Source organism: Streptomyces sp. 549 (genome assembly GCF_030124175.1).
In the GTDB taxonomy this organism is placed as follows: domain Bacteria; phylum Actinomycetota; class Actinomycetes; order Streptomycetales; family Streptomycetaceae; genus Streptomyces.
The window spans coordinates 225,585-244,047 of record NZ_JASKMT010000003.1; the positions used below are offsets into that span (position 1 = coordinate 225,585).

Consider the following 18,463-nt stretch of genomic DNA (forward strand, 5'->3'; position numbering starts at 1 on the left):
TGCGGATGCGTACGGCCTCCGGACATTCACGATACGTGGCAACTCGGCCCAGTGGGACGGCTCCGGGCCAACTGCGGCCGGTCCGGGACCGGGGCGCGGGGCGTGCGCCGGGGGCCTCGGCCGTGCTCTCCGGGCGTCGCAGGTGCGCGGCCGGAGACTTCACCCGTTCGGCGGCGGCCGTGTGGTCGCGGCCGGCGGCCCGGGCGATGCTGTGACGTGATCAGAGGAGGCGGATCGATCCCGCACGGCACCCACCGCTCCGACGGCACCCACCGGACCACCACACCCACCGACGTGCCCACGTCACGGAGGCCCCGAGCACGGTCGTGGCCGCCCCGCGCACGGTGTTGACGGTCCCGAGCACGGTGACGACCCCGAGCACGACGGTGAGGACCCCGGAGGAGGACGATGCGACGCTATCCGCCCATCGCCGAGCACGGCCTGATCGGGGACCTCCAGACCTGCGCACTGGTTTCCTCCGAGGGGGTGCTGAACTGGTTCTGCGCACCGCGCTTCGACTCCCCGAGCGTCTTCGCCGGGCTTCTCGACCACGACCGCGGCGGCTACTTCGCGATCACCGTGGACCATCCCGGGACCACCGTGCGGCAGTTGTACCTGGCCGACACGGCGATCCTCGTGACGCGCTTCCTCTCCCGGCAGGGCGTCGGCGAGGTCGCCGACTTCATGCCGCTCGGTTCGCCGGGCACGGTCAGCGACCGCCACCGGATCGTGCGGATCATGCGGGTGGTGCGCGGCACCGTGCAGTTCACTCTGCGGTGCCGCCCCCGCTTCGACTACGGCCGCCAGACGCACGGACTTGTCCTCGGTGAGCGCGACGCCCACTTCCGGGGCCCCGGCATCGCCGCCCACCTTCAGGCCGTCGGCCCCGTCCGGTTGGAACGCGACGGAGAGGACGTGGAGGCCGCGGTGGAGCTGCGTGCGGGCCAGTTGGCCGCGGTCGTGCTGACGACGGACAGCGCGGATGCCGAGCCGCCCTCCCCGGTCACGCCGGAGTCGCTGCACGCGGAGTTCGACGCCGTGCGGCGCTTCTGGCACACCTGGGTGGGCCGGTGCCGGTACCGGGGGCGCTGGCAGGAGACGGTGAACCGCTCCGCGATCACCCTCAAACTGCTCACCTACGCGCCCACCGGAGCACCGATCGCCGCCGCGACGACGGGCCTGCCCGAGGAGGAGGGCGGAGAGCGCAACTGGGACTACCGCTACACGTGGGTCCGCGACGCCTCCCTGTCGGTGCGCGCCATGATCGATCTCGGTTTCACCGAGGAGGCCCACGCCTACCGTGCCTGGCTGGGTGCCCGGTTGCGTGCGGGGAACGCGCCGAACGGGGAGCCGCTGCAGATCATGTACCGCGTCGACGGTGAGCCGGACCTGGCCGAGGAGGTGCTGGACCACCTGGAGGGGTGGCGCGGCTCGTCTCCGGTGCGGGCGGGCAACGGGGCCGCCGGGCAACTGCAGCTGGACATCTACGGGGAGGCCGTCCATGCGTTCTCGCTGTCGAGCGGCTCCGCGGACGTGGCCTCCTACGAGGGGTGGCAGAGGGTGACGGGTCTGCTGGACTGGCTCACCTGCAACTGGGACCGGCCCGACGAGGGGATCTGGGAGACCCGGGGCGGGCGGAAGGAGTTCACCTTCAGCCGTCTCATGTGCTGGGTGGCCCTGGACCGGGGCATCCGCCAGGCGGCTGCCCACGGGCGCCCCGCGGACCTGCCTGGCTGGACCGCGGCCCGCGACGCCCTGTTCCACCAGGTCATGGAGCGCGGATGGAGCGAGGAACGCCAGGCGTTCGTGCAGCACTTCGGCGGTGACGTGCTGGACGCGTCGCTGCTGCTGATGCCGGTGGTCGGCTTCCTCTCGCCGCGCGACCCCCGCTGGCTGTCGACGCTGGACGCCATGGAGGACGAGTTGGTCCGCGACAGCCTGGTCCACCGCTACGACCCGGCTGCCGCGGCGGACGGCATCAGCGGTGTGGAGGGGACCTTCTCCCTGTGCAGCTTCCTCTACGTCGACGCACTCGCGCGAGCGGGCCGGCTGGACCAGGCCCGCTACGCGTTCGACAAGATGCTCACGTACGCCAACCATGTCGGCCTGTTCGCGGAGGAGATCGGGCCGACCGGCGAGCAGTTGGGGAACTTCCCGCAGGCGTTCACCCACCTCGCCCTCATCACGGCGGCGATGGCCCTCGACGCCGAACTCGACCGGGCCGCTTCCTCGGCGGCCTGACCGCCTGTCAGCCGGCGGGCTTGAAGGTGTCGAAGGCGGTGTCGCGCAGCGTGGCGCACTCCTTGCCGTCCCACTCCGACGCCTTGCACGTGATCATTATGGCGTAGCCGCGGCTGCCGTCGACCTTGAAGCCGCGGTTGAGAACCCGGACCCTCGCGCCGCTCTGGGTCCGTTCGAACTCCCAGTCGGAGACGGTCGGGTAGTCCCGCCACTGCACGGCCCGCATGTCCAGCTTCTTGTAGTCGGTGCTGGCGCCGGCGACGGCCGCCTCCAGCAGCCGCCACGCCTGGACGGCGTCGCTGCGCGGGCTGTTGCTGAAGTCGACCTGTATGCGCGGTAGCGAGTCGGGGGCGGCGCCGTACTTGCCGCCGGAGCTGACGCCGGCCGTGCCGACGCGGCTCCAGTCCTTCGGCATCGCCATGCTGAACCGGAACTGCTCGTCGGTCACCATGGCGTACCCCTCGGGCAGTGCGCTGTCGCCTGACCCCTTGCCCGCGCTGTCCTGGGCGTCGCTGCCGGCCTCCGAGCCCTCGTCGGCCCCGTTGCCGGCCGAGTCCTCGGAGCTGCCGTCGGCTTTGCCGCTGTCGGCCTCCGAGGCGTCCTGCTTGCCGTCGTCGCCGTTCTTGCCGTCCGCTGTGTCCTGGCCGTCCTGCTCCGCCTGGCCGCCCGCGGCGCCGCCGGCGGCGCTGCCGTTGTCCTTGCCGGAGTTGCCGGAGTCCCCGGCGCTGCCGTTGAGGGCGAAGGCGAGTACCGCGCCCAGCACACCGAGCACCACGACGGCCACCACCGCGATGACCGCGCCGCGCTGCCGCCACGCGGCGGGCAGCCGGGCGACGAGTGACGAGCCGCCCCCGTCACCGGGCTTCGACGCCCCGCCGGCCCCTGAGGCGTTGGCGGTGCGCACGGACGCGGCGGGCTTGGTGGACGGGCCGGGGCGTTGGGAGGGCATGCGGGCGGTGGAGGCGGCGGGCGGCTTCGCCGGGATGGCGACGGTGGCGGTGGCCGTGGAGGTGTCCTTGCCGGGCTTGTCCGCCGGCTCCTCCGGGGCGTTGGCCACGGCTTCCAGGAGCGGGCGCGCGCCGGCGTTGTCGAGCCGCTTCTCGGGGTCCTTCAGCAGCAGCCCGTAGATGGCCTCCTCCAGGCCGCCGGCGTTCTGCGGCGGCTCCAGCGGGTCGGTCATGACGGCGGTGAGGGTGGCGATCGCCGAGCCCTTGTCGTAGGGCGGGTGGCCCTCGACCGCGGCGTAGAGCAGACCGCCGAGCGACCACATGTCGGCGGGCGGGCCGGGCAGCTGGCCGCGGGCGCGCTCGGGCGAGATGTAGGAGGGCGCGCCGACGAGCATGCCGGTGGAGGTGACCGACGGGTCGCCCTCGACCTTGGCGATGCCGAAGTCGGTGAGCACGACCCGCCCGGTCTCCTCCTCGATCAGCACGTTGGAGGGTTTGACGTCGCGGTGCACGATGCCCTCGCGGTGCGCGGCCCGCAGCACCGCGAGGATCGACAGGCCCACCTCCGCCGCCCGGCGCGGCTCCAGCGGGCCGTCCTCCCGGATGACGTCGGCGAGGGAGCGGCCCTCGACGAGTTCCATGACGATCCAGGGGCGGTCGTCCTCGTCCACCACGTCGAACACGGTGACGGCACTGCCGCTGCGGATCCGGGCGATGGCCTTGGCCTCACGCAGGGTCCGGGTGATGAGCCGGCGCTTCTCGTCCTCGTCGATGTCCGAGGGGAAGCGCAGCTCCTTCACCGCCACCGTGCGGCTGAGGATCTCGTCCTCGGCCCGCCACACCGTGCCCATGCCGCCGCGACCCTGGACCCCGCCGAGCCGGTAGCGACCGGCGAGCAGCCGCCCGGTCTCCCTGCCCTTGGTGGCGGCGTCGGCTCCGACAGCCCTGTCGCCGTTCTCGCCCATGCTTCCCCTCGCGATCAGCCCGCCCCAGCAGTTGCCCCATTGTCACCCATGGACGGCGGGTCTCGGGCAAGGGCACCGGGCGAACTGCGATACGTCCCACAGGGGAACTACAGGGGAACGATGTCCGGTGCGCCCAACCGGGCGGCGTCGGCGGCCTGGTCGTCGGGCTGGCGCTGCGACTCGCGCTCCGCCTCGACGCGCTTCTCGTAGTGCTCGACCTCCTTCTTGATCTGCTCCTCGTCCCAGTCGAGCACCGTGGCCATCAGTTCGGCGCACTCACGGGCGCTGCGGGTGCCGCGGTCGAACGTCTCGATGGAGATGCGGGTCCGGCGGGTCAGCACGTCGTCCAGGTGGCGCGCGCCCTCGTGCGAACAGGCGTAGACGATCTCCGCCTTGAGGTAGTCGTCGGCCGCCGGCAGCGGCTCGCCGAGCGCGGGATCGGCGGTGACGAGCGCCAGCACCTCGTCTACCAGCGAGCCGTAACGGTTCAGCAGATGCTCGACGCGGGCCACGTGCAGGCCGGTGCGGGCGGCGATGCGGGCGCGCGCGTTCCACACCGCGGAGTAGCCCTCCGCGCCGGCCAGCGGCACGTCCTCGGTGCAGCAGTCGGCGACCCGGCGGTCCAGGCCGCGGACCGCCTCGTCCACCGCGTCCTTCGCCATCACCCGGTACGTCGTGTACTTGCCGCCCGCTACCACCACCAGGCCCGGCACCGGGTGCGCCACGGTGTGCTCGCGGGAGAGCTTGCTGGTGGCGTCGGACTCCCCGGCCAGCAGCGGGCGCAGACCCGCGTACACGCCCTGGACGTCGTCCCGGGTGAGCGGCGTGGTCAGCACCGTGTTGACGTGCTCCAGCAGGTAGTCGATGTCGGCGCTGGAGGCCGCCGGGTGGGCCTTGTCCAGGTCCCAGTCGGTGTCGGTGGTGCCGACGATCCAGTGCCGCCCCCACGGGATGACGAAGAGCACGCTCTTCTCCGTGCGCAGGATCAGGCCGGAGGAGGAGTTGATGCGGTCCTTGGGCACGACCAGGTGGATGCCCTTGGACGCCCGCACGTGGAACTGGCCGCGTTCGGCGATCAGGCCCTGGGTGTCGTCCGTCCACACGCCCGTGGCGTTGACCACCTGCTTGGCCCGCACCTCGAACTCGCCGCCCTGCTCCAGGTCCTCGATGCGGGCGCCGACGACCCGCTCGCCCTCGCGCAGGAAACCCACCACCCGGGCCCGGTTCGCGGCGTGCGCGCCGTAGGCCACTGCGGTGCGCACCAGCGTGGAGACGAACCGGGCGTCGTCGGTGCTGGCGTCGTAGTACTGCAGCGCGCCGACCAGCGCCTCCTTCTTGAGCCCCGGCGCCACCCGCAGCGCCCGGCGGCGGGAGAGGTGCCGGTGCACGGGCAGGCCGCGGCCGTACCCGGAGGACAGCGACATGGCGTCGTACAGCGCGACCCCGGAACCGGCGTACCAGCGCTCCCAACCCTTGTGCTGGAGCGGGTAGAGGAACGGCACCGGCTTCACCAGGTGCGGGGCGAGGCGGCCGAGCAGCAGCCCGCGTTCCTTCAGCGCCTCGCGCACCAGCGCGAAGTCCAGCATCTCCAGGTACCGCAGACCGCCGTGGATGAGCTTGCTGGACCGGCTCGACGTGCCGGACGACCAGTCCCGCGCCTCGACGATGCCGGTGGTCAGGCCGCGGGTGGCGGCGTCCAGCACGGTGCCGGCGCCGACCACTCCCCCGCCCACGACCAGGATGTCGAGCTCTCGTTCGGCCATTCGGGCGAGTGACTCCGCCCGCTCGGCCGGTCCCATCGTCGCTGTCCTCACGCTGCCTCCCGTGGTGTCGCGCGTCTCAGGCCCTCACCAGCCGATGGTCCCCTGTTTCCGGCACCCTGACCCGGATCTGGCACGGCTCGCGATATCCACCATATCTGTCATATATGCGCTTAACCTGACGTAACGCCGCTCCGCGTCTCCCGTCCACGACGTCCGGGAAGGATGTCCGCCACCATGCCCGCAGATCTCGCCGTACTCGGCCTCGGTCACCTCGGTATGCCCGCCGCCCAGTCCGCCACCAACGCCGGCATCGGAACCCTCGGCTTCGACCCCGACGCTCGCGCCGTCGCGGAACTCGCCGCCGGACGCGCCCCCCTGGACGGCTCGCTGCCCGCCTCGGCCGTGCGCCGCATGCTCTCCGCCGGCTTCCGCGCCACCAGCGACCCGGCCGTGCTCGGCCGCGTCCGCACCGCCCTCATCTGCGCGCCCACCCCGCTCGGGGAGGACGGCGCACTGGACCTCACCGAAGTACGCGCCGCCACCACCGCCCTGGCCGGACGGCTGCGCCCGCGCACCACCGTCGTGGTCGAGTCGACCGTGTACCCGGGCACCACCGAGGAAACCCTGCGCCCGCTGCTGGAACAGGGCTCGGGGCTGCGGGCCGGCCGCGACTTCCACCTGGCCTGCGCGCCCGGCCGCCTGGACCCCGGCAACCGCGCCTACGACCACGCGCGCACCACTCGCGTGCTCGGCGGCCTCACCCCCGCCTGCACCGAAGCGGCCGCCGCGTTCTACGGCCGGTTCACCGACAAGGTCGTCCGGGCCCGCGGCATCCGCGAGGCCGAGACGACCAAGCTGCTGGAGACCAACTTCCGGCACGTCAACATCGCCCTGGTCAACGAGATGGCGATCCTCTGCCACGACCTCGGCGTGGACCTGTGGGACGTCATCCGCTGCGCGGAGACCAAGCCCTTCGGCTTCCAGGCGTTCCGCCCGGGACCCGGCGTCGGCGGCCCCGGTGTGCCCATCGACCCCACGTACCTCTCCTACCGCAGCCGCGCACTGGGCCATCCGCTGCGGCTCGTCGAACTCGCCCGCGAGGTCAACGACCGCATGCCGCGCTACGTGACCCAGCGCGCCACCGCCCTGCTCAACGAGCACGGCAAGTCGGCCCGCGGCGCCCGCATCCTGCTGCTGGGCGTCACCTACAAGCAGGACCTCGCCGACCAGCAGGGCGCCCCGGCCCGGGAGATCGCCACCCGTCTGATGGACCTCGGCGCCCAACTCAGCTACCACGACCCGTACGTGCCGCAGTGGCAGGTCTCCGGCCAGCCCGTGCCGCGCGCCGACTCGCTCTACGAGGCGGCAGCCGACGCGGACCTGACGCTGCTGCTCCAACACCACCGCACCTACGACCTCCAGGGCCTCTCCGCCAAGGCGCAACTCCTCCTCGACACCCGAGGCGCCAGCCCGGCGGGGGCCGCGCACCGGTTGTAGGGATCAGGGGACGTGCTCGTCGGGGGCGCGGATCGACAGGGATCAGAAGAGCATGCCGAGCAGCGTGACGAGGCCCAGCATCCAGAGCGCGAAGGAGGCCCCGACGGCCAGGAAGCAGCCGATGCCCGCAAGCCGGTCGCTGACGTCGGTGCCGCTGCCGCCGCCCTCCTCGTCGTCGTCGTCGTCGCCCAGCTCGTCACCCCAGTAGACGGGCCGGCCGAGGGCGGCGGAGCAGGCGGCACGCACCGACGCCAGCTGCTCGGCGGCGAAGGCGGAACCGGCGTCGGACTCCTGGCCGCGCCAAGCCAGGGCCTTCATGCGGCGGCGCGGATGGTGGTAGCGGGCCTCGAAGCGGGCGGTCTCCTCCTCGTCGCGGTCCTCGCACAGGTACATCCACCGACCCGCCTCCGCCGCCTCCCCGTGCAGTCGGTACACCTCGGCCAGCCTCCGGCGCAGCGTCAGGTCCTGCGGGTAGCTCGACACCAGCCCGCGCAACCGCTGGCGGGCCAGCGGCGTGCGACCGGCGGCAAGGTCGGCGTCCACGCGGGCAAGGGTCTCGGTCCGGGCCATGGCCTGATGATGGGCGAGGCGACGCGGCTACGCCAGCCGTTTCCGCGACGGCCCAAGCCCGCCGTGGGACCGCGTCCGGTCCTGCCCCGCTTCGGAGGCTCGTGGGGCCGCTGCGACCTGACGGACAGGCGGGTCGACGCCGCCTCAGAACCGCTTCTGACCAGGATCGTTGTCAGTGGCCGCCGGTAGAATCGAAAGTGTTCGAACGGTGCGTCAATGTCCGGGGAGGATGCCCATGAACGTCGTCGTCACACCGCTGCCCGTGCTGCCTGGGACCGCACACTCGAAGGCCGTGCGGTCGGCCTCCGTGAAGTCCGCCCAGTCGAAGTCCGCCCACGCCGCGAGCACGTCGGCGTCCCCCGCGTACCGGAAGCCGCTGCGGGTGAAGCCGCTGCCGGCCGGGCTGCCGCGTGAGTGGTACGAGGACCACAACCGCAGGCTGAAGGCGCTGCGCCTGGCCACCGCCCTGCTCGCCACCGGCGCCTACCACCCCTCCCAGGCACGCAACCGGCGCATACGCGCCATCGCTCCGCTGATCGGCGTGCGCCCGCCGTCCGACACCACCTGCCGCATGGTGCGCTCCCTGCTGAGCCTCTGACCTCCGGGAAACCGCACCCGGGAACGCCGCAGGGCCTGCCCGGCAGTCGTGCTGCCGGGCAGGCCCTGCGAGGTGCGGAAGAGGTGCGGAAAGCGGCAGGCGTCAGCGGGAGCGGCCGACGGTGACCTCGACGCGCTGGAACTCCTTGAGGTCGGAGTAGCCCGTGGTGGCCATCGCCCGGCGCAGCGCGCCGAAGAAGTTCATCGACCCGTCCGGGGTGTGCGACGGGCCGGTGAGGATCTCCTCGGTGGTGCCCACGGTGCCCAGGTGCACCTTCTTGCCGCGCGGCACGTCCTCGTGCACGGCCTCCATGCCCCAGTGGTGGCCGCGGCCGGGCGCGTCCTCGGCACGGGCCAGCGGCGAGCCCATCATCACGGCGTCGGCGCCGCAGGCGATGGCCTTCGACAGGTCGCCGGACCAGCCGACGCCGCCGTCGGCGATGACGTGCACATAGCGGCCGCCGGACTCGTCCATGTAGTCGCGGCGGGCCGCGGCCACGTCGGCGACCGCGGACGCCATCGGCACCTGGATGCCCAGCACGCTGCGCGTGGTGTGCGCCGCGCCGCCGCCGAAGCCGACCAGCACGCCGGCCGCCCCGGTGCGCATCAGGTGCAGCGCCGCGGTGTAGGTGGCGCAGCCGCCCACGATGACCGGCACGTCCAGCTCGTAGATGAACTGCTTCAGGTTGAGCGGCTCCGCCGCCGAGGACACGTGCTCGGCGGAGACGGTGGTGCCGCGGATGACGAAGATGTCGACCCCGGCGTCCACGACGGCCTTGGAGAACTGCACGGTGCGCTGCGGCGACAGGGCGGCGGCGGTCACCACTCCGGCGTCCCGCACCTCCTTGAGGCGCTGGCCGATCAGCTCCTCCTTGATCGGCGCGGCGTAGATCTCCTGGAGGCGGCGGTTGGCGCGCGTCTCGTCCAGCTCTGCGATCTCGGCGAGCAGCGGCTCGGGGTCCTCGTGCCGCGTCCACAGGCCCTCGAGGTTCAGCACGCCCAGCCCACCCAGCTCGCCGATCCTGATGGCGGTGCGCGGTGAGACCACCGAGTCCATCGGGGCGGCCAGGAACGGCAGCTCGAAGCGGTAGGCGTCGATCTGCCAGGCGATCGAGACCTCCTTCGGGTCGCGCGTGCGCCGGCTCGGCACTACGGCGATGTCGTCGAAGGCGTAGGCCTGGCGCCCGCGCTTGCCGCGCCCGATCTCGATCTCAGTCACGTGGTATTGCCCTTCCGCTCTCGGCTTGCGTCCCAGTATCGCCGACGTGCCGGACCGCTCGTGCGGCGAGCGGCCCGGCGGACGGCGGCCGGGCCGCCGCTGCTGCGGGCGGCCCGGCCGGGACGGTCCTTGGGTCGGCGCCGCCTCGCGGGCGGCGCCGGTTCGGTCAGCGGCGCGAGTAGTTCGGCGCCTCGGTGGTCATCTGGATGTCGTGCGGGTGGCTCTCCTTGAGGCCGGCCGCGGTGATGCGGACGAAGCGGCCGCGCTCCTTCATCTCCGGCACGGTCCGGCCGCCGACGTAGAACATCGACTGGCGCAGCCCGCCGGCGAGCTGGTGCACGACGGCGGAGAGCGGGCCGCGGTAGGGCACCTGGCCCTCGACGCCCTCCGGGATCAGCTTGTCGTCGCCGCTGACGCCCTCCTGGAAGTAGCGGTCCTTGGAGAAGGAGCGCTGCTCGCCGCGGGTCTGCATGGCACCCAGCGAGCCCATGCCGCGGTAGGACTTGAACTGCTTGCCGTTGATGAACAGCAGCTCCCCGGGCGACTCCTCGCAGCCCGCGAGCAGGCTGCCGAGCATCACGGTGTCGGCGCCGGCCACCAGGGCCTTGGCGATGTCCCCGCTGTACTGGAGGCCGCCGTCGCCGATGACCGGCACCCCGGCCTCCCGGGCCGCCAGCGCGGCCTCGTAGATGGCGGTGACCTGCGGCACTCCGATGCCGGCGACGACGCGGGTGGTGCAGATGGAGCCCGGACCGACGCCGACCTTGATGCCGTCCACGCCGGAGTCGATGAGCGCCTGGGCGCCGTCCCGGGTGGCGACGTTGCCGCCGACCACGTCCACCGAGGAGTTCGACTTGATCTTGGCGACCATGTCGCCGACCAGGCGGGAGTGCCCGTGCGCGGTGTCCACCACGACGAAGTCGACACCGGCCTCGATCAGCGCCTGGGCGCGCTCGTAGGCGTCGCCCGCCACACCGACGGCGGCGCCGACGATGAGCCGGCCCTCCTCGTCCTTGGCGGCGTTCGGGTACTTCTCCGCCTTGACGAAGTCCTTGACGGTGATCAGGCCCTTGATCCGGCCCTCGCCGTCGACCAGCGGAAGCTTCTCGATCTTGTGCCGACGCAGCAGCTCCATGGCCGCTTCGCGGGCGATGCCGACCTGGCCGGTGACCAGCGGCATCGGGGTCATGACCTCGCGGACCTGGCGTTCACGGTCGAACTCGAAGGCCATGTCGCGGTTGGTGACGATGCCGAGCAGCTTGCCGGCCGCGTCCGTCACGGGCACGCCGCTGATCCGGAACCGGCCGCAGAGGGCGTCAGCCTCGCGCAGTGTCGCGTCCGGGCGGATGGTGATCGGGTCGGCGACCATGCCCGACTCCGACCGCTTCACCCGGTCCACCTGGGCGGCCTGGTCCTCGATGGACAGGTTGCGGTGCAGCACGCCCACGCCGCCCTGCCGAGCCATGGAGATGGCCATCCGCGCCTCGGTGACCTTGTCCATCGCGGCGGAGAGCAGCGGGATGTTGACCTTGACGTTGCGCGAGACGTGCGAGGAGGTGTCGATGTCCTGCGGCGCCATATCGGACTCGCCCGGCAGCAGCAGCACGTCGTCGTATGTCAGCCCGAGCATCGCGAACTTCTCGGGCACTCCGTCGACGTTGTCAGTCATGACACCTTCCCCAATGGTCTTGCCCCGGCACGTTGGTCCATGCTAACGGCCGAACGGGACACCCCCGCACTCAGTGGACACTACTGCTCGGCGAGCGCCCGCAGGCGGCTGAGCGCTCTGTGCTGTGCGACCCGGACGGCTCCCGGCGACATGCCGAGCATCTGCCCGGTCTCCTCCGCGGTCAGCCCCACCGCGACCCGCAGCAGGATCAGCTCGCGCTGGTGGTCGGGCAGGCTGGCCAGCAGCTTCTTGGCCCAGGCGGTGTCGCTGCTGAGCAGCGCGCGCTCCTCGGGGCCGAGCGAGTCGTCGGGCTGCTCGGGCATCTCGTCGGACGGCACGGCGGTGGAGCCGGGATGCCGCATGGCGGCCCGCTGGAGGTCGGCGACCTTGTGGTGGGCGATCGCGGCGACGAACGCCTCGAAGGGCTTGCCGGTGTCGCGGTAGCGCGGCAGCGCGCACAGCACCGCGAGGCAGACCTCCTGGGCGAGGTCGTCGACGAAGTGGCGCGCGTCGCCGGGGAGCCGGCTCAGCCGGGTGCGGCAGTACCGCAGCGCCAGGGGGTGCACGTGGGCCAGCAGGTCGTGGGTGGCCTGCTCGTCACCGTCCACAGCACGCCGGACGAGCGTGCCGATGGCCGAAACGGCCGTGGGCTCGTCATCGCGCATCGGTCCATGGTGCACCGACCCCGCGGAATCCGTCGCACCGAGCTCCTGGTTGTGCACCGAAGCGTTATACCGGAGTGCGCTCGAAGCCATCCCGCCAGCCCTCCCCAATCCGGGTAGATCCCCGCCTTCTCCGCCGGTGCCCGGCTGCTGTGCCCCGGGGCCTGGCGGCACCGGGCCGGGCTTGTCCGTCATCAAGGCCCCTCGCTCGGATGAGAAGCCCCGGCGGCGGCCGGGGAGGAATCACCCTCCAGCATGCGGCATCGGGCGGCAATGTGCGGAGTCCGCGCGTCGCCGATCCGGCCCGGGACGCACGGTGCCTCCCACCCGTGCAGGTGGGAGGCACCCCGGCCGCAGGTCGGCGGTCAGCGCACCAGACCCCACCGGAAGCCGAGGGCCACGGCGTGCGCCCGGTCGGAGGCGCCGAGTTTCTTGAACAGCCGGCGGGCGTGAGTCTTGACCGTGTCCTCGGAGAGGAACAGCTCCCGGCCGATCTCGGCGTTCGAGCGGCCGTGGCTCATGCCCTCCAGCACCTGGATCTCCCGGGCCGTGAGGGTCGGCGCCGCGCCCATCTCGGCGGACCTGAGCCTGCGCGGCGCGAGCCGCCAGGTCGGGTCGGCCAGAGCCTGGGTGACCGTGGCCCGCAGTTCCGCCCGGGAGGCGTCCTTGTGCAGGTAGCCGCGCGCTCCGGCGGCGACGGCGAGCGCCACGCCGTCCAGGTCCTCCGCGACGGTCAGCATGATGATGCGGGCCCCCGGGTCGGCGGAGAGCAGTCGCCGCACCGTCTCGACGCCGCCCAGGCCGGGCATGCGCACGTCCATCAGGACCAGGTCGGACCGGTCGGCCCCCCAGCGGCGGAGGACTTCCTCGCCGTTGGCCGCCGTGGTAACCCGCTCGACACCGGGCACGGTCGCGACCGCGCGGCGCAGCGCCTCTCGGGCGAGCGGGGAGTCGTCGCATACGAGGACGGAAGTCATGGCCGCCCTCCGCTGCTGCTGCGCATCACCTTGAGCCTCCAGGCTGTTACGAATCGTCACCTGAGCGGTCGACTGCCCCGGACACCTGCCCGAGTGCGTATTACGCCAACCGCCTCGCACACTCAACGACGGTCACCCAAAAGAGTTACGGGTGAGCAGATCGGCCTTCGGCACCCTGTGTGAGCGCGTGCGCACCCAGGGAGTCGAAGCGGTCACCCTCTTCGAGCAATCCCACTGTGCCCTATATGGAGGCTTTTGCTTCCCTTTTGTGGCGTCCATGGCTAAATTCGCAAAGAGTCATATTTACATCTACTAAGAAGATAGATGTACGGTCGGCAGTGTCGTGGTCGCTCTGAGTGCACGAGAGCGTCCCTGGTGAGTGCTCCGCTCCGACCACCGCCTCCGGTGCCCACGGCCGGCCGACCACCAGCAGCAGTGCTCCGAGAGGACGAGCAATGGCAGATTTCTCCCGCCTTCCGGGCCCCAACGCCGACCTGTGGGACTGGCAGCTCCTGGCAGCGTGCCGGGGAGTCGACAGTTCGCTCTTCTTCCACCCCGAGGGGGAACGCGGCGCCGCCCGCAGCGCACGCGAGACGTCCGCGAAGGAGGTGTGCATGCGCTGCCCGGTCCGCGCGGACTGCGCGGCACACGCCCTGGCCGTACGGGAGCCGTACGGCGTCTGGGGCGGCTTGACCGAGGACGAACGGGAAGAGCTGATGGGCCGGGCACGCACCCGCCTGGTGACCGCGCAGGGCCCCGCCCACTGACCCGAGCTCCGGGGAACACAGGCGAAGAAACGTATCGGCAGCGCTTCCGGGTGACGGCGGAAGAGGCCGCCGCCACCCGGCGCCGCCGCAGCGGGCCACAGCTGCGGCGGGCGCGCGTCGGCCCGCCGGGCGGCGGGCGGACGCGGGTCAGCGGGCGGACGCGGGTCAGCGGGCGGCGGTGCGGGCGAGGCGGTCCAGCATCGCCGCGACCGCGGGCACACGCGCAAGGTCGGGCAGGGAGAGCGCGACGACCTCGCGCCGCACCTCCGGCACCATCTCCACCGTGCGCACGCCGGTGGTGCGCACGGACTCGACCGCCAGCTGCGGCAGCACAGCCACGCCGAGCCCCGCCCCGACCAGTCCGACGACGGCCGGGTAGTCGTCGGTGGCGAAGTCGATGCGCGGGCTGAACCCCGCCGCCTCGCACACCTGCACCAGGTGCCTGCGACACCTCGGGCACCCGGCGATCCACGGCTCCTCGGCGAGTTCGCCGATGCCGACACGCTCGGCCCGGCCGAAGCGGTGACCGTCGGGCACCAGGCCCACCAGGCGGTCGGTGACCAGCGGGCGGACCACCAGGTCGTGCCACTCGTCCGCGTCACCGGCGTCACCCGGATAGCGGAACGCCAGCGCGATGTCGCAGTCGCCCGCGCGCAGCATCTCCACCGAGCGCGGCGGCTCGGCCTCCACCAGCGACACCCGGGTGCCGGGGTGGTCGGCCCGCAGCGCGGCGACGGCGGCGGGAACCAGGCTGGAGCTGCCACTGGGGAAGGACACCAGCCGGACCCGCCCGGCACGCAGCCCGGTCAGCGCGGCGACCTCCTCCTCGGCGGCGGTCAGCGAGGCGAGCACCGACGCGGCGTGCCGCGCCAGCACCTCGCCGGACTCGGTGAGCCGCATCTCCCTTCCCGTCCGGATCAGCAGGGGCGTGCCCACCGACTGCTCCAGCGCCTTCATCTGCTGGCTGACGGCGGGCTGGGTACAGCCGAGCTCACGGGCCGCGGCGGAGAACGAGCCGGTGCCGGCGACCGCACGCAGCACCCGCAGGTGACGGGCTTCGATCATTCCCCCACCATAAGCGACACTTGGGGCGCGGTGCGAATATCCTCTTGCCACTTATGGAGCATGCGTCCTACCGTTCCCGGTATGCAGCTGATCTCCGTGAACCTCGGCACCGCGACGCCGCTCGAGCACCCGCACGGCGGCAAGGAGGCCACCGGCATCACCAAGCGCCCCGCCGCCGGACCGGTGCGGATCAGCGCCCCGGGCCCGAAGGGCGTCGGCGGCAGCGGCCTCGCGGGCGACACCATCGTCAACCTCAAGCACCACGGCGGCGACGACCAGGCCGTCTACGCCTTCGCCCGTGAGGATCTCGACCACTGGGCCGCCGAGTTGGGACGCCCGCTCCCGCACGGCTCGTTCGGGGAGAACCTCACCACCGGCGGCGTCGACGTCAACGAGGCCCTGATCGGTGAGCGTTGGCGCATCGGCGGGCCGGACGGGCCGCTGCTGGGGGTCAGTTGCGCGCGCATTCCGTGCCGCACGTTCGCCGACCGGCTGGGTGAGCGGGGCTGGGTGCGGAGGTTCACGCAGGCGGCCCGGCCGGGCGCGTACCTGCGGGTCGTCGAACCGGGCGAGGTGCGCTCGGGGGACGTCGTCGAGCGGACGCACCGGCCGGACCACGAGGTGAGCGTCACGTTCCTCTTCCGCGCGTGCACCACCGAACCGCACCTGCTCCCCGGGGTGCTGGCCGCCGGGGACGCGCTTCCGGCCGACATCCGGGCCGCGGCCGGCAAGCGCACCGACTGAACCACCGGCCCCGGCACGCACATGGCGCCCGCGCCCGCGCACCCGGCGCACCCGTCGTATCCGCCGCACCCGAGAGGAAGTGGCCCGGAGGGGGGCGAAGCCGGGCACCGGGGACAGGGTGCCCGGCAGCAGCACGGCGGCCACCGGGCGGCCGCTACCGTTCCGGTATGACGACTGCACTGATTACCGGGGCGACCGCCGGCCTGGGTGCCGCCTTCGCCCGCAGGCTCGCCCGGGACGGGCGTGACGTGGTGCTGGTCGCGCGGGACGCCGACCGGCTGAGCGACCACGCGACCGAGCTGCACGACCGCCACGGCATCGAGGCGTCCGTGCTCGCCGCGGACCTGTCCACCGACGAGGGCATCAGTGCGGTCGAGGAACGTCTCGCCGACCGCACCCACCCGGTGGACCTGCTGGTCAACAACGCGGGATTCGGGCTCAAGGGCCGCTATCTGGAAGTCCCGATGGCGGACGAGCTGACCATGCTGAAGGTGCACTGCGAGGCGGTGTTGCGGCTGACGTCGGCGGCGGCCGGGCAGATGCGCGAGCGGGGCCGCGGCGGGGTGGTGAACGTGGCGTCGGTGGCGGCGTTCGTCCCGCGCGGCACCTACGGGGCGAGCAAGGCGTGGATCGTGCAGTTCACCCAGGGCGCCGCGGAGGACCTGGCGGACAGCGGTGTGCGGCTGATGGCACTGTGCCCGGGGTTCGTGCGCACGGAGTTCCACGAGAGGGCCGGCATGGCGGTGGACTCGGTGCCGAGCTGGATGTGGCTGGAGGCGGACCGGGTGGTGGAGGCCGCGCTCAAGGACCTCGCCCGGGGCAAGACACTGTCGGTGCCGGACCCGCGCTACAAGACGCTGATGGGCGCCACCAAGCTGGTGCCGCGCGGCGTGCTCGGCAAGCTGTCGTCCGGCTCGGGCCGCCGCTACGGCCCGCAGTGACGAGCCGCGGCCACGGGTGACGGGCTGCGGCCCCCGGTGACGGGTCAGGCCCGCCGCCCCGGGTGAACCTGCGGGGTGGCGGGCCTGAACGGCACGTCCGGGGTGCGGCACCCGCCGCGAACGGCGGGCGCCTGCGGCGTCAGTGCGAGTGGCCGTGACCGTGGCCGCCGTGGTTGTCCTCGTCCTCGGCGGGCTTCTCGACGACCAGGGTCTCGGTCGTGAGCAGCAGCGACGCGATGGAAGCGGCGTTCTCCAGGGCGGAACGGGTGACCTTCACCGGGTCGATGACGCCGGCCTTGACCAGGTCGCCGTACTCGCCGGTGGCGGCGTTGAAGCCCTGGCCCTTGTCGAGCTCGGCGACCTTCGAGGTGATGACGTAGCCCTCGAGGCCGGCGTTCTCGGCGATCCAGCGCAGCGGCTCGACCACGGCACGACGCACGACGGCGACACCGGTGGCCTCGTCGCCGGTCTTGCCCAGGCCGCCCTCCAGCACCTTCGCGGCGTGGACGAGAGCGGAACCGCCACCGGAGACGATGCCCTCCTCGACCGCGGCGCGGGTCGCGGAGATGGCGTCCTCCAGACGGTGCTTCTTCTCCTTGAGCTCGACCTCGGTGGCCGCGCCCACGCGGATCACGCAGACGCCACCGGCCAGCTTGGCCAGGCGCTCCTGGAGCTTCTCGCGGTCCCAGTCGGAGTCGGTGGACTCGATCTCGGCCTTGATCTGGGCCACGCGGCCCTGGACCTCGTCGGACTTGCCGGCACCGTCGACGAGGGTGGTGTCGTCCTTGGTGACGGTGACGCGACGGGCGGAGCCGAGCACCTCAAGGCCGACCTGGTCGAGCTTGAGGCCGACCTCCTCGGCGATGACGGTGGCGCCGGTCAGCGTCGCCATGTCGCCGAGCATCGCCTTGCGGCGGTCGCCGAAGCCGGGGGCCTTCACCGCGACGGCGTTGAAGGTGCCGCGGATCTTGTTCACCACGAGGGTGGAGAGCGCCTCGCCCTCGACGTCCTCGGCGATGATCAGCAGCGGCTTGGAGCCGCCGGCCTGCATGATCTTCTCCAGCAGCGGCAGCAGGTCCTGGATGGAACCGATCTTGCCCTGGTGGATCAGGATGTACGGGTCGTCGAGGACGGCCTCCATGCGCTCCTGGTCGCTCACCATGTACGGCGACAGGTAGCCCTTGTCGAAGGCCATGCCCTCGGTGAAGTCCAGGTCGAGACCGAAGGTCTGGGACTCCTCGACGGTGATGACACCGTCCTTGCCCACCTTGTCCATCGCCTCGGCGATCAGCTCGCCGACCTGCTTGTCCTGAGCGGACAGTGCGGCGACGGAGGCGATGTCCGACTTGGAGTCGATCGGGCGGGCGGAGTCGACCAGCTCGTCCGACACGGCCTTGACGGCGGCGTCGATGCCCTTCTTCAGCGCGGCCGGGGAGGCACCCGCGGCGACGTTGCGCAGGCCCTCGCGGACCAGCGCCTGGGCCAGCACGGTGGCGGTGGTGGTGCCGTCACCAGCGATGTCGTTGGTCTTGGTGGCCACCTCCTTCACCAGCTGGGCGCCCAGGTTCTCGTACGGGTCGTCGAGCTCGACCTCACGGGCGATGGTGACGCCGTCGTTGGTGATGGTCGGCGCGCCGAACTTCTTGTCGATGACGACGTTGCGGCCCTTGGGGCCGATGGTCACCTTGACGGTGTCGGCCAGCTTGTCGACGCCGCGTTCGAGAGCGCGGCGGGCGTCCTCATCGAACTTCAGGATCTTGGCCATGGCTTACGGGTGTCCTCTCAGTCCTCAACATGCGAACCGCGCCCCGGCCCCGGCTGTCGGAACAGTTGGGATCA

Annotated in this window: 15 protein-coding genes; 6 read left to right on the plus strand and 9 right to left on the minus strand. The window is 72.2% G+C overall.

Translation table 11 applies throughout. From position 1 onward, the window contains the following. Positions 1-408 precede the first annotated feature (408 nt). Complete coding sequence (locus QNO07_RS05145) at positions 409-2,241, plus strand: glycoside hydrolase family 15 protein (RefSeq protein WP_283990306.1); 1,833 nt, start codon at positions 409-411, stop codon at positions 2,239-2,241. A gap of 7 nt (positions 2,242-2,248) precedes the next feature. Here the strand turns inward: QNO07_RS05145 and QNO07_RS05150 are convergent, their stop codons facing one another. Together QNO07_RS05150 and QNO07_RS05155 are read right to left on the minus strand one after the other, a co-directional pair. Continuing rightward, a complete protein-coding gene (locus QNO07_RS05150) occupies positions 2,249-4,153 on the minus strand; it encodes a serine/threonine protein kinase (RefSeq protein WP_283990308.1) in 1,905 nt (634 codons plus the stop codon). A 107-nt stretch (positions 4,154-4,260) separates the two neighbouring features. Continuing rightward, positions 4,261-5,967: a glycerol-3-phosphate dehydrogenase/oxidase gene (locus tag QNO07_RS05155; RefSeq protein WP_283990310.1), complete on the minus strand. Its 1,707-nt coding sequence runs from the start codon at positions 5,965-5,967 to the stop codon at positions 4,261-4,263. Between the two features lie 183 nt (positions 5,968-6,150). Here QNO07_RS05155 and QNO07_RS05160 point away from each other — a divergent pair, with 183 nt between their 5' ends. After that, a complete protein-coding gene (locus QNO07_RS05160) occupies positions 6,151-7,413 on the plus strand; it encodes a nucleotide sugar dehydrogenase (RefSeq protein WP_283990311.1) in 1,263 nt (420 codons plus the stop codon). 42 nt (positions 7,414-7,455) lie between these two features. Here the strand turns inward: QNO07_RS05160 and QNO07_RS05165 are convergent, their stop codons facing one another. Next, a complete protein-coding gene (locus tag QNO07_RS05165) occupies positions 7,456-7,983 on the minus strand; it encodes a DUF6584 family protein (RefSeq protein ID WP_283990312.1) in 528 nt (175 codons plus the stop codon). A gap of 235 nt (positions 7,984-8,218) precedes the next feature. On the opposite strand from QNO07_RS05165, the gene QNO07_RS27660 reads away from it, so the two are divergent. Continuing rightward, a complete protein-coding gene (locus QNO07_RS27660) occupies positions 8,219-8,581 on the plus strand; it encodes a hypothetical protein (protein ID WP_502961779.1) in 363 nt (120 codons plus the stop codon). Positions 8,582-8,683: 102 nt separating this feature from the next. On the opposite strand, the gene QNO07_RS05175 is transcribed toward QNO07_RS27660, so the two are convergent. The 4 genes from QNO07_RS05175 to QNO07_RS05190 all read right to left on the minus strand — a co-directional run bounded on the left by QNO07_RS05175 (position 8,684) and on the right by QNO07_RS05190 (position 13,107). After that, positions 8,684-9,799 (minus strand): GuaB3 family IMP dehydrogenase-related protein, encoded by a 1,116-nt coding sequence (locus QNO07_RS05175; protein WP_283990313.1) that lies wholly within the window; start codon positions 9,797-9,799, stop codon positions 8,684-8,686. Between the two features lie 166 nt (positions 9,800-9,965). Continuing rightward, the gene (gene guaB, locus QNO07_RS05180) at positions 9,966-11,468 is read right to left on the minus strand and encodes an IMP dehydrogenase (protein WP_283990315.1); all 1,503 of its coding nucleotides are present in this window, start codon (positions 11,466-11,468) and stop codon (positions 9,966-9,968) included. A gap of 80 nt (positions 11,469-11,548) precedes the next feature. Beyond that, the gene (locus QNO07_RS05185; RefSeq protein WP_283990317.1) at positions 11,549-12,133 is read right to left on the minus strand and encodes a sigma-70 family RNA polymerase sigma factor; all 585 of its coding nucleotides are present in this window, start codon (positions 12,131-12,133) and stop codon (positions 11,549-11,551) included. A 362-nt stretch (positions 12,134-12,495) separates the two neighbouring features. Further along, positions 12,496-13,107, minus strand: coding sequence for a response regulator transcription factor (locus tag QNO07_RS05190; protein ID WP_028426699.1), 612 nt, complete (start codon positions 13,105-13,107; stop codon positions 12,496-12,498). Positions 13,108-13,562: 455 nt separating this feature from the next. On the opposite strand from QNO07_RS05190, the gene QNO07_RS05195 reads away from it, so the two are divergent. After that, complete coding sequence (locus QNO07_RS05195; protein ID WP_283990319.1) at positions 13,563-13,874, plus strand: WhiB family transcriptional regulator; 312 nt, start codon at positions 13,563-13,565, stop codon at positions 13,872-13,874. A gap of 165 nt (positions 13,875-14,039) precedes the next feature. Here QNO07_RS05195 and QNO07_RS05200 read toward each other — a convergent pair whose 3' ends face one another. Continuing rightward, positions 14,040-14,939, minus strand: coding sequence for a LysR family transcriptional regulator (locus QNO07_RS05200; RefSeq protein WP_283990320.1), 900 nt, complete (start codon positions 14,937-14,939; stop codon positions 14,040-14,042). 81 nt (positions 14,940-15,020) lie between these two features. Here QNO07_RS05200 and QNO07_RS05205 point away from each other — a divergent pair, with 81 nt between their 5' ends. Beyond that, the gene (locus tag QNO07_RS05205) at positions 15,021-15,683 is read left to right on the plus strand and encodes an MOSC domain-containing protein (protein ID WP_283990321.1); all 663 of its coding nucleotides are present in this window, start codon (positions 15,021-15,023) and stop codon (positions 15,681-15,683) included. 167 nt (positions 15,684-15,850) lie between these two features. Continuing rightward, positions 15,851-16,624: an SDR family NAD(P)-dependent oxidoreductase gene (locus tag QNO07_RS05210; RefSeq protein ID WP_283990322.1), complete on the plus strand. Its 774-nt coding sequence runs from the start codon at positions 15,851-15,853 to the stop codon at positions 16,622-16,624. A 139-nt stretch (positions 16,625-16,763) separates the two neighbouring features. Here the strand turns inward: QNO07_RS05210 and groL are convergent, their stop codons facing one another. Next, entirely contained in the window at positions 16,764-18,389 is a 1,626-nt protein-coding gene (gene groL, locus QNO07_RS05215; protein WP_283990323.1) for a chaperonin GroEL, read from the minus strand. Positions 18,390-18,463 lie beyond the last annotated feature (74 nt).